Origin of the sequence: Bifidobacterium saguinibicoloris (genome assembly GCF_019331725.1) — a bacterium.
Lineage (GTDB): Bacteria > Actinomycetota > Actinomycetes > Actinomycetales > Bifidobacteriaceae > Bifidobacterium > Bifidobacterium saguinibicoloris.
In genome coordinates, this window is record NZ_JAHBBF010000015.1 from 25,585 (window position 1) to 38,053 (window position 12,469).

A 12,469-nucleotide genomic window follows, 5' to 3' on the forward strand; every position below is an offset into this window, starting at 1 on the left:
CGTCGCCTTACTTGACGACCTTGGGCTGCAGGCCGGCGGACTTCGCCACGGCGTTCGTCTGGCCGCACACGGCCAGCCAATTGGCGAGCAGACGGTAGCCGTCCTCCGTCATCACGGATTCGGGGTGGAACTGGACCGCGTACATCGGCTTGCCTTTGACGCGGATGCCCTGCACGATGTGGTCGCCCTGCGTCCACGCGGTCACCTCGAGCGTGTCCGGCACGGAATCCGGTTCGACGGCGAGCGAATGGTAGCGGGTGGCGGTCATCGGGTTGGCGACGCCCGCGAAGATCTCGTCATCCACATGCTCCACGAGGCTCGTCTTGCCGTGCATGATGGTGGGCGCGTGGTCCACCGTGCAGCCGTACACCTCGGCAAGCGCCTGCAAGCCCAGGCACACGCCGAACATCGGCTTGTCCTGCGCGGCGCACAGGCGGATCATGTCCTCGCTGGCGCCGGAATCGGCCGGAGCACCCGGGCCGGGGCTGATGAGCACGCCGTCGTAGCCGTCGGTCACATGCGGGTCGTGCGGGTCGACGGCGTCGTTGCGGACCACGTCCACGGTGGCGCCGAGCGTCTTCAGATAGCCGACGATGGTGTAGACGAACGAATCGTAGTTGTCGATCACCAGAATGCGGGCGGAATCGGTCACGATGGTCTCCTTACGGGTGGTACTGAACCGCAAGTCTACTCAGCCTCCGTCACCCGACGGAGAAGTTGCTCATCTGCTGCAGGACGGGGATGTTGAGCGCCGCCCACGGGAACATCCATTCGAACAGTGCGGCGGCCGCGGCGAGCAGCAGCAGCGCGGTCAGCAGCAGACGCACGGGCAGGACGCCCGGCTGGATGCGCATCAGACCGCCGTAGATGCTCGCGTCCGGGCGACGGCGCACGCCCGCGCGGATCGCGGCGAGCAGCGGCCAGCGCCACGCCACGGCGGCGGCGATGAACAGCACGGCCCACACGGCCAGGGAGCCGAACACCACCGGCTGGAGGGAACCGAGACGCGCCGGCAGGGACATGTCCTTCGCGGCGGTGCTCGCGAACTTCACCTTGCCGGTCGAATCCGTGGTGGTGAGCTCCTTCGGCACGCCGTCGGACACCTTCGCCCAGTATTTGAGCTCGCCCCAGGCGATCCACCGGTGCGTGGCCGTCGTGTACTTCGGTTCGCACGTGGTGAGCGTGATCATGCGCTTGGTGGGCTGCTCGCCCGGATGTTCCGGGTTTGGGGCGACGACCTCCACGGCGTCCGGCGTGACGATCTTGAACTTCGTGTACTGGTACACGTACCAGTAATCCTGCGTGCGGATGACGATGTAGTCGCCCTCCTGCAGCTTGTCGATCTCGCCGAGCGGCTCGCCATAACCGGAACGATGGCCGGCGATGGCGAAGTTGCCGAGCTCCCCCGGCATCTGCGTGGTCTCGTAATGGCCCAGACCATGGCGGGCCAGCTGGGCGGCGTCGGTGCCCTCCACCACGTTGCGGGCCCAGTTCTGGCCGAACCGGGGCACGTACAGTTCCGCCACCAGGTCGCCATAGGAGGCGTTCTCTGGCTGGACGGGCGGATCGCCCTCCTGCGCCTTCGCGATCTTCGTATCGCCGGAGGAGGCCGGATCGGACCAGGAGACCTGCTGACGGGTCTCCGCCTGCGTGCGTTCCGCCTCCACGCCGGTCCACCACAGCTGCCACACGATATACAGCGCGCATACCACGGCCAACGTGATGAGGATCTCGGCGAAGACGCCGAGCGCCTGCCAGCCGAAGCCGCGACGGGACCGGGCGGACGCCGCGGGGCCTCCCGGCGCCATCGGCGCCGCGGAAGCGGCCGAAGTCACGGAAACCCTGCCGGACCGACGTCCGGCCGTATGACGTGCGCTGTGTCTCATTCCAATCGCCCTTCCTTATGCCGACTCATGCCGATCGACCCTGGCGCCGACGGTCCTTCACGACGGCCTGCGGGCCGCCGCGAAGGATTCCGACCCGCGGGACCCGCCTGCGGATTTCCACCCACCGACTGTACCGGCCGTACCCAACACCGCTCGTCCCATTGTCCCCCACGCCCTTGGGCACACGCCGCACACGGCGGGGCTTACGCTGTCGGCCTACTCGCCGGACGAACCGGAGGCGTCGGACGAACCGGACGAGGCGCCGTCGGACGACTCGTCCGAGCCGGGAAGCGGCGACGCGTACTTCAACGGCGACAGCAACGACGGCGTCTCCTCGAACGTGAGATCACGCTTGCGCTCCACCTTCCAACCCAGGCCGAACGCGCTCACATACTGCTGATAGATCTTGATGGCCGGCGAATCGTCGAGCGCCTCGATAAGACTGTCCTGATCGCCGATCGCGTAGATCGTGAACGGCGGCGAATACTTCTTGCCGTGCAGGGACACCACGTTGCCGGAGCAGATCACCGCGGAGTTGAACAGGATGCGCTGGTCCATGAACTTCATCGACGTGGCGCCGCCCGCCCACAACGCGTTGATCACCGATTCGAGATCCTGCTGGTGGATGACGTACTTGTCGATGTCCTCCGTGGATCCGGACGCGTCCACGGCCTGCTCCCACATGGGCGAATCGTCGAGTGTGACGGCCACGCCCGGTCCCTCCACCTGCGGGAGGGTGGCGCCGCTGCCGGCGTCGTCGTTCGATGTGGTGCCGTTGGCGCCGTTGCTGCCGTTGGTGGTGGCGGTGCCGTTGGTGGGGGTGCCGTTGGCGTCGTTCGACGAGGAGGCGAGTTGGGTGAGCGTGCTCACGTCGGAACTGAGCTTCTTCACCTGCTCCGACAGCTCGTTCACCTCCGCCACGCGTTGTTCCACCAGTTGCGCCGTGTCCGAGTTGACCGTGGCGGTGCGGTTCACGCGCAGGTTCGTGACGAACAGGTAGCCGGTCAGCGCGACGATGAGCACCGTGGCGACGCTCCCGACGAGAGAGCGCTTCACGCTGTGCCGTCCGCCGCCATGCTTGGCCATGCCGCCGCCTTTCCGGAAAAACCGCGATGCCTCCGCACCGCGGAGCCTCCGCTACCATCTTCATACCGACCATACCGTTCCCGGCATCGCCGCCGCAGACGCCGGTGCCGCCCACGTGCGTGAGCCGCGTGGAACTCCGCGGACAGGCCTACGCGCGGGTGCCTGCGCGGACTGGTCCACGCCGCGGAACTCCGCGCAACACTACACACGCGGAACTCCGCATGCAGGGCTCCGCACGCACCGGGACTCGTCTCGCCTCGTCTCACGTGGAGCCGGACTCCCTGCCGATTATCCACCACCATGGCGCACATCATCCGGATAGGGCGCCGAATGTCCGCATTGTGCCCACATTGTGCGCCATGTCGTGCGATTGTCTCGCCGGTTTCGCGACCAACCACTATGATGGCTCCTAGCCTATTGACTGTGAATGGAGACTACGCTGATGGCTGACGAAGAGCTGCACGAAAACGACTCGAAGGACCAGAAGGATTGGCAGGCGGAAACCGCCGCGACCGCGACGGATGCGAAGGACGACGCGAAGGGCACTGACGCCGAGGATGTCGCCGCCGATGACGCCACCGAGGAGACGTCCGAGGAGACGCCCGAGGACTACGGCGTGGATATGGACCAGGTCGAGGCCGTGCTCAACGCCACCGCCGACAAGAAGTCCATGAGCCCGCAGATGCGCCGCATGATGGCACGCCAGGAGGAGAACACCAAGCGCGTCGAGGAGACCATCAAGGGCACCAAGTCGAACCCGCGCTGGTTCGTGCCGCTGTTCTGCGCCCTGATGGTCATCGGCCTGGTGTGGGTGGTCTGCTACTACCTGACCGGCAACTACCCGATTCCGGGCATCGACGCGTGGAACCTGCTCATCGGCTTCGTCATCATCCTCATCGGCTTCCTGATGACCATGTGGTGGCGATGATGCCACGGCGATGCGCGATCTGATGGTGCATACGCCCTGAGGCTCTCAACCTGAAGGTGTATCCGCATGTGCGTTCGCATCCGCATCCAGCGATATGCCTCGAACCATCGCATCGATTGTTCGGTGAAGGCCGTCGGTCCTCCCTTCGGAGGCCGGCGGCCTTTCGCGTGCCGCGGCGCTGGTCCTCACGCTTGAAATGCCGCGGAAGGCCGTTGCGTACCACTGGCCTGAGGTACGCAACGGCTCAAGCACCGTAATCACACGTTCCGTACCACTAGCTCGTGGGCCGGAACGGGGAAGCAAGCCCAATCCGCGCTCCGGGGCCACCGTGCCCCATAGACTTATGGCCCCGGAACGAGCAACAGGGGCAATCATACGTTCCGGCCCATCGGCTCCTGGTCCGGAACGTAGGAACGGGCCCGATTCACTTTCCAGGGTCACGAATCGTGCCGCCGGAACGCAAAACCAGGTCTCTCACGTACTCCGGGCCACCGGCCCTTGGGCCGGAACGCGGGAACGGGCCTGATCCACGCTCCGGGGCCACCGTGATGGAGGACATACGGGCACCGTGATGGATTAGTGCCGCGGTGGATAAATGCCACGGTGGATAAGCACGTGGTGAATCAGCGGCACAGCGAATCAACATCACAGTGGATAACCGTCGTGGTGGATAAGTGCAAAGCTGAGTTATCCACAATCCACATCGTTGGAATTCCAACGTTTGTGGGAGGTTACCCACAGGTTATCCACCACTTATCCACTATCCACCACTGGTTATCCCCAAGTTATCCACCGGTTTGGCGGAGTTATCCACAATGCTGCGGTGAAAATCCACCGTGCATGCCGTTCTCCACAGTGGATAACCCATTGTGGATAACCGTTATGCACATTGTCCACAATCCACAATCGTTGGAATGACGCCGATTGTGGATAACTCGACGTCATAGGTAACGTAGTTGTCCACTTCCGACGACGGGTTATCCCCAAGTTATCCACACTGTTTTCCACAATTGTGGAAAACTACATGTGTGTAGTTCCTCGGCCATAGCACTAGATATGGGGACCTGGAGAAATCGGAGTACGGACAAGCAGAAGGGCCAAAAGCGGAAGAACCAGTCACGAAGTCAGCGGCTCAGGCGGCGGCGAAGCTCCGCACCGGCGGCGCCCGCCGTCGCATTGCTCAGATGCGACGCCTCTGCCCGGTCAAGGCACCATCAAGCCCAAGCCGCCGGCGTCCAAGCACTCACCACAACCTCATCGGAAGCGCACCGCCAACGGCAGACCCAAGTCCGCCCGAAGCATCACAAAGCCGCAGCGCAGGACAGTCGAATCAGAACTGCGTCACGCACAGCAGCATGACGACGACGAGCAACAGCGTCATCGCGCTGCCGAACACCGCCATACGCACGGTGAACGAACGGCGCCGCAACACGGGCAGACCTCCCACCAACAGCCAGGTGAGCACACCACCCACGATGAATCCGCCCACATGCGCCTGCCATGCGATACCGCCCACGACGAACGGCAGCAGAAAATTGACCGCCATCCACACCAGCATCGAACGGATGTCCTCGCCGATGCGGCGATACACCACCAGCACCGCGGCGAACAGGCCGAACAGCGCGCCGGACGCGCCATAGGCGGAGGTCAGCCAGTCGCCGGTCAGGCGTGCCCACACCATCATGCCGGCGGCGCCGCCGAGCCCGGAGATGAGATACAACGCGAGATACCGCCAATGGCCCATCAGCCGTTCCAATACCGGGCCCACGGACCACAGGGCGATCATGTTGAACAGGATGTGCATCAGATTCGGCGCATGCAGGAACATCGACGTCAGCCACGTCCACGGCGTGCGGAACGCCGTGATCGGCATGAACATGCCGTATCCCACGAACGCGGAGAACAGCGTGGGCGACAGCAGCCGCAGCAACATCTCGACGGCCCAGACCGCCGCGCACAGGGTGATGATCGTCCAGGTGACGACCGGACCGTTGTTCTTCCAGCTGTAGGCGATCTGACGTTTCGTGGGAATGCGCATGCCCTCCATGCTACCGTTCCCGCGCCCGCCCGTTCTGCCGAAGGAGGATGCGGCGAACGGTCGCATCACCGGGACCGCGGCATAGAGACGTCGCGGCGTTTCTGTGAGCGCTACCGTGAGTCGGTCTGAGGCGGCATGTTCTACCCAATCGCCACATATTCGGGCCTATGATGGGGTGAAGATCGGCCTGAACGAGCAGGCTGACGAGAATGGGAAAGGATCCGACATGGAGAACAAGTCTTCGAACGGTTGGAAGTTCTTCGCGCTGCTGTTCGGCGCACTGCTCGCCGGCCTGGTGGGCCTGTACATCTACAAGCAGCAGAACCCGGACTACGATCCGTGGGAGGAACCGTGGGAGAACAGCTCCTCTCCGGTGGATCTGGGTCTTGAGAAGTCCAAGGGCGAGGCCGACGAGCCGGCTGAGGACGCCGAGGCCGCTCCCGCCGAAGCCTGATCGCATCCGTATATCCGCCGGGCGTCGCGTCGAGCGATGACGTCACCCGTCCGGTGGAACGACGACGAACCGAATGTCCCCGCATCGGATTGGATGCGGGGACATTCGTTTTCGTGCTCGTTCGCGTCGCAGACTCGCGTGGCGCCCGATTCTATAGGAACGGACGTTTCACCTGAGGATTAGGCTCGCGCAACGCCCGGTTCTATAGGAACGGATGCTGCGCTCGTGAATCGGGCCCGTGTGGCGTCCGGTTCTATAGGAACGGATGCTGCGTCCGCGAATCGGGCCTGTGTGGCGTCCGGTTCTATAGGAACGGACGTTTCACCTGAGGATTAGGCTCGCGCAACGCCCGATTCTATAGGAACGGACGTAGCATGACGGGCTGGTGTGCACCGGTATGCGATGACGGGTGGGCGGCGCACGCAATAACCGGCTTTTGCAGCTCTTCCGATTTTGAGCCGCACCCCGATTGTTGGACTGGAGTAATCCAGATTTGATGATCGGAGGTGCGGTTGCATCATGCCGGAGCGATGTGGCCGATATGAATCACCGCGACGCGTCACGCGCGAGCCGGGAAATGGTACGCAACGCACGATTGCGGCAGCCGGTCCGTTGCGTACCGACAATCCGGGGTACGTGACGTGATTCCCGGGCCTTCCTCCGTCATGTACCAATCGCCTTATGAGGGCGTGCCGCGACGGTTTTCCTGAGAACGTTGCAATTTCGGGCTTTTTGCGACACCTGCGAATGGTATGCATGCGGATCGGCGACGGTTCGGATGTTGTGTACCACGGAACGTTGGTACACAAATGCGTATCCTGCCGCCCCGGCATTGCGTACCACAGGTTCCGGGTACGCAAGCGCGCACCCTGGTCGCCATGGCATCGTGTACCAGTGATTCCCGGAGTACAACCGCGCTCCCCGTCGTCATAGCTGAACCGCACCCCGATTGCTGGCCGGATCAATTCATGCCGATGCTTGGCGGTGCGGTTTCCCATGTCACGGAAACGTAGGGGCTCATACGACGTCGAGTAGATGAGAATCGTCGTCCGATTGATTCGCGATGATATCGACGCCAAGTCGATTGCTCACCGTCGCTGCATTGTGTACCACAGACTCTTGATGCTCAATCGCGCGTCCCTTCTCCGCGCACGCCCCGCTCCACCTCGCCCACCACGAACCGGTTCGACGCCCGCATGGCTCCTTTCCGCGACACGCGCGGCGGCATGTTCCATGCGAAAAACTTCCGTTTTGTTTGCGCAACCATCAACAACGGCCCCATTTCGCCACTCCCGATACACGGCTAGACCAACCAATTCTCAACATTTCGCAATGTGACCGGTTACGTCTCTCATCACAGACAATGGTTGCGTTGCCACTCCCTCGCGACGGTGATAGCGTGAGCCGCAACGGAACTAGTACACCGGTTTCGCACCACCGGGGCAGACGCCAGGGCAACCACAGGGACCGCACAGGAACCGTCACAGCGGACACCACAACGGCCCCCGCAGCGCCCGCGCACAACGCCGTGTCACAACGGCCCCCGGAGGCGCGTCACCGTCGATCACCACGGCATCGGCACCGTCGCCGCCCCTGATCGGCGAGGAAACCGACGCCACGGCGTCGGAGACATGTACCGGTTCCGCAAGGAGGATGCAACGCCGTGTCCAACCGCACGGCAGCGGGAAGGAGAATCCATGTCAACCATCACCACACGCATCGCGGCCGCGACGGCCGCGATCGCCATGCTCGCCGCCGGCGGCGCAAGCATGGCGTCCACCGCGATCGCCGGCGAACCGGCGACCGCCGCGAGCGGCAACACCACGGTCATCACCCCGAACCCCTGGTTCCAGAACGGCCCCTTCCAAGGCTGGGGCACCTCGCTCGCCTGGTTCGCCAACGCCACCGGCTCCTACGGCGAGGAGGGTTCCCTCACCCAATCGTCCGGCGACGCCACCACCGACGCGGAGGCGCTGGCCTACGGCAAGGCGCTGCGCGAACAGTTCTACCAGTCCATCTTCGGCAAGGACGGGCTCGATCTGAACATGGCCCGCTACAACATCGGCGGCGGCAACGCCTCCGACGTGGGCTACGGATACCCGTACATGCGTCAGGGCGCCGCGGTCCCCGGCTACTGGGCGGACGACATCGACGGCTCCAAGAACCTCTACGACGGCGTCACCACCAAGAAAAGCGACTACAAGAAGCTCGACGAGGCATTCGACGCCACCAAGGACAGCAGCTACGACTGGTCCAAGGGCAAGGCCCAGGAATGGTGGGTGCAGCGCGGCGCGGAGACCGGCGACATCACCAGCTGGGAGGCGTTCGCCAATTCCGCCCCGTACTTCATGACGTACAACGGCACCATCACCGGAACCGGCAACAAGAACCAGTCCGACCTGCAGGACGCCGAGAAATTCGGCCAGTACCTCGGCAAGGCCGTCAAGCATCTCGAGGACACCTACGGCATCAACATCGGCACCATCGAGCCGTTCAACGAATCCGAGAACAAATCCCGCGGCACGCCGGTCGCCTCGGCGGCAAAGACCGCGGCCGGTGCCTACGGCACCGACCACAAGGAGCTTCTGGAACGCTACGACGCCCTGTTCCCGAACATGGACAAGAACGTCACCACTTACGACCTGAGGACCAAGAAGCCGCAGGAGGGCATGTACGTGTCCAACGACCAGCAGCAGGCCACCATCCGCTCCCTCAGGCAGGCCATCGAAGCCAACGGGCTCAACGCCAACGGCACGACCACGATCTCCGGCACCGACGCCTCGAACGCCGGCTCGTTCGGCGGATCCTACGACGGCTGGGACCAGGACGTGCGCGACGCCGTCGGCCAGTACAACGTGCACGCCTACAGCCAGGGCGGCCAGTTCTACGTGCGCGACATCGCGCAGGCGGACGGCAAACCCCTGTCGATGAGCGAAGTGGACGGCGACTACACGTCCGAAAAGCAGTTCAACCCCTATGACTTCAGCAACGCGCTGGGCATGGCCGAGGAGATCAACAACGACGTGTACGCGCTGCAGTCGCAGGACTTCACGTTCTGGCAGGTCGTCGAGGACCTGTACAACATGCAGACCCCGACCACCGGCAGCAACCCCAACGGCGAGAACCTCAACTGGGGCACGGTCTTCATCGACTTCGACTGCACCGTGGCCGGCAAGGGCGCGGACGGCAAGGGCGCGCTGTTCTCCAAGCGTCGCGTCGACCAGAACGGCGGCAAGACCGACGGCCTGAAGCCCTGCACGGTGCTCGCCAACACCAAGTACAACGCCGTGCGCGCCTACACGCAGTTCATCCACAAGAACGACGTCATCCTCGCCAACAACGACATGCTCAACACGATGACCGCCCGTTCCGCCGATGACAAGACTCAGACCATCGTGCACCGCAACGCCGGCGACACGGACGAGACCGTCGTCATCGACCTGTCGAAGTACGGCGACGTCGCGGCCGACGCCGCAGGCAAACTGTACCTGACCACCACGCCGAAGCAGGACGCCGCGGACACCGCCACGCCCGCCGTGCTCAACAAGACCAGCAACCAACTGCGGAAGAACGGCGTGACCGTCGACCCGACGGCCAAGACCGCCACCTTCACCGTTCCGGCCGGATCCATCGCCTCCGTGCAGCTGACCGGCGTGGGCGGCGTCAGCAAGGACGCCGAGACCATCGCCGACGGCGGCACCTACCAGCTCGTCGGCCAACAGTCCGGCAAGGCGTTCACCGTCACCACCAACGACACCAACGTCACCACCACCACCAACACCACCACCGCACAGATCGACAACCTCGCCACCGATGCGTCCACCGCCGCCACCCAGCTGTGGACGTTCCACGAGCTGCCCGCCTCCGCGCAACGCCCCACCGTCCGCCGCTACGTCATCGAATCGGCCGACCACAGGATCCTGACCGCAGACAGGAACGGCACCGTCAGCCTCAAGGGCGGCACCGTCGACGCCGCGCGCGGCGACGCCTCCGCCATCTGGACGCTGAACACGGACGACAGCGTGCACGTCAGCCTCGTCAACTCGCTGTCGCGCGGCGCACTGGACGTGACCGGTCGCAAGACCGCCGCGGGCTCGCCCGTCGGCACCGCGGGATCCACCACCGCGAACACGTCGAACAGCGCGCGCAACATCGGCAAGCAGATCACCAGCCAGACCTGGCAGGTCCGCTCCGTCACGCCCACCGGCACCAAGGCCGTGCACGCGCAGACCGCCGTCGGCGTGACGCCGTCGCTGCCGGACGTCGTGACGCCGCAGTACCTGTGGGGCGACGGCTCCCCGGCCAAGGTCACGTGGGACACCGCGGCGCTGGCCGAACAGGTGAAGCGCATCGGCACCGTCACGGTGCACGGCACCGCCACCGACCTGTACGGCAACGCCATCAAGGTCACCGCCACCGTGTACGTGGGCGCGTTCACCGTCAGCGACGCGACGTCGATCACCGTCGCCGCCGGCACGACCGCGTCCGCGGTGAAGGACGCGGCGCCGGACACCGTCAAGGCGCACGTCGGCACCGGCTACGCGCTGGACACGCCCGTCACCTGGCAGTGGGGCGACGCGACCGACGCCACGTTCGCCAAGACCGGTTCGGTCACCGTCGCCGGCAAGGCGTCCGACGGCGCGGACGGCACGATCCCCGCGACGCTGACCGTGCTCGTCACCGAAGCGACCGTGGTGGACGGCTGGAACGTGGCCGGCGAAGGCACCGCCGCCGCCTCGTACGCGCAGGGCCGCACCCCGGTCACGAACCTGTTCGACGGGCGCAACGACACCGCGTGGGGCGATTGGGCCGCCAAGGGCACGAACAAGCCCTCGCCGTGGGTGAGTTGGACGTTCGCCGCGGCGAAACGGTTCAGCACCGTCGACATCGTCTCCTTCGGCGAGGCCACGCCGAAACGCTTCACCGTGCAGTACCTCGATGATTCCGGCGCGTGGGTCGATTCCGGCATCACCGCCGAGACCGGCGACCGCGTGAAGGCGGGCGACGTCACCGGCGCGGACATCAGCGCGCTTCCCGCGACGAAGGGCATCCGCCTCAACTTCACGTATGCGGACGGCGACGCCAATTACTACCTGAAGCTCGCGGAGGCGCACCTGTACGAGGCGAGCATCGTGCCGAAACCCGCCTCGGTGGGCACACTCGCCGATCTGCGCGTCGACGGCGTGCGCGTCGACGGGTTCGCGTCGGATCGTTTCGACTACGACCTGTCCGGCACGGTGGACGTCGACACGGACGCATATCCGCTCGTGCAGGCGTTCGCCACGGATGCGGCCGCGAAGGTCGACGTCACGCAGCCGAGCGCGGACAACGGCGGCAAGGCCGTCGTGACGGTCACGCCGGCGGACGGCGGCAAGGCCGTCGCGTACACGGCCGACTTCGGTCCGCTGTTCCGACTGGACGCGCTTAAGGTGCAGCCAGGCAAGACCGCGTATCAGGTGGGTGATTCGTTCGACCGTTCCGGTCTCAAGGTCACCGCGGTCTACTCCAATGGCAAGCGCACGTCCGAGAAGGCCATCGACGCCGACGATCCGGAGCTCGCCGTCACCGGGTTCGATTCGCACGCCGCCACGGCCAGGCAGGTCGTCACGGTCACGTATCGCGGGGTGTCCGCGTCCTACGCGATCGCGGTGACGTCCTCCGGCGCCGTGCAGCCGTCGATTCCGAGCAAGCCCGGCGACGATGCGGGTTCGGCCGGCGACGGTTCCGACGGTTCCGGTACGGCCGGCGATGGGACGCACGCCGCGGGCCATGCGACGGCACTGAGCCGCACCGGTTCGTCCGTGGCGGCGGTCCTCGTCGTCGTCGCGCTGCTGTGCGCCGCGGCCGTGGCCATGTCCGTCGCGCGACGCAGGACGGACCGTCGATGACGTTCCGGAACTGATGGCGGTGGCGGCCGATCGCCGCCATCGCCATACGGCAGAGCCCCCGCAATCCGAATGGATTGCGGGGGCTCTTGCATGGCCGGTCACGTGCGGTCCTCGCCGCGCGGATGGCGAAGGCGTACGAAGGGTACGTCGAGCCTGAGGAAAGGCGGTATACGCTCCGTCATTGACTGA

General features: G+C 65.0%; 7 protein-coding genes. 3 read left to right on the plus strand and 4 right to left on the minus strand.

All coding sequences use genetic code 11. The annotated features are described in order from the left end of the window. Positions 1-7: 7 nt before the first annotated feature. The 3 genes from KIH78_RS08870 to KIH78_RS08880 all read right to left on the minus strand — a co-directional run bounded on the left by KIH78_RS08870 (position 8) and on the right by KIH78_RS08880 (position 2,972). Positions 8-652: an anthranilate synthase component II gene (locus KIH78_RS08870; RefSeq protein ID WP_219132067.1), complete on the minus strand. Its 645-nt coding sequence runs from the start codon at positions 650-652 to the stop codon at positions 8-10. 49 nt (positions 653-701) lie between these two features. Next, the gene (locus tag KIH78_RS08875; RefSeq protein WP_219132068.1) at positions 702-1,886 is read right to left on the minus strand and encodes a class E sortase; all 1,185 of its coding nucleotides are present in this window, start codon (positions 1,884-1,886) and stop codon (positions 702-704) included. A 216-nt stretch (positions 1,887-2,102) separates the two neighbouring features. Beyond that, positions 2,103-2,972: a DUF881 domain-containing protein gene (locus tag KIH78_RS08880; RefSeq protein ID WP_219132069.1), complete on the minus strand. Its 870-nt coding sequence runs from the start codon at positions 2,970-2,972 to the stop codon at positions 2,103-2,105. 442 nt (positions 2,973-3,414) lie between these two features. Between KIH78_RS08880 and crgA the strand changes: the two genes are divergently transcribed. Then, a complete protein-coding gene (gene crgA, locus KIH78_RS08885; RefSeq protein WP_219132070.1) occupies positions 3,415-3,900 on the plus strand; it encodes a cell division protein CrgA in 486 nt (161 codons plus the stop codon). Between the two features lie 1,330 nt (positions 3,901-5,230). Here crgA and KIH78_RS08890 read toward each other — a convergent pair. Continuing rightward, positions 5,231-5,938, minus strand: coding sequence for a rhomboid family intramembrane serine protease (locus KIH78_RS08890; protein WP_219132071.1), 708 nt, complete (start codon positions 5,936-5,938; stop codon positions 5,231-5,233). Between the two features lie 226 nt (positions 5,939-6,164). Between KIH78_RS08890 and KIH78_RS08895 the strand changes: the two genes are divergently transcribed. Further along, positions 6,165-6,392: a hypothetical protein gene (locus KIH78_RS08895; RefSeq protein ID WP_219132072.1), complete on the plus strand. Its 228-nt coding sequence runs from the start codon at positions 6,165-6,167 to the stop codon at positions 6,390-6,392. Between the two features lie 1,697 nt (positions 6,393-8,089). Beyond that, positions 8,090-12,280, plus strand: coding sequence for a bacterial Ig-like domain-containing protein (locus KIH78_RS08900; RefSeq protein ID WP_219132073.1), 4,191 nt, complete (start codon positions 8,090-8,092; stop codon positions 12,278-12,280). Positions 12,281-12,469 lie beyond the last annotated feature (189 nt).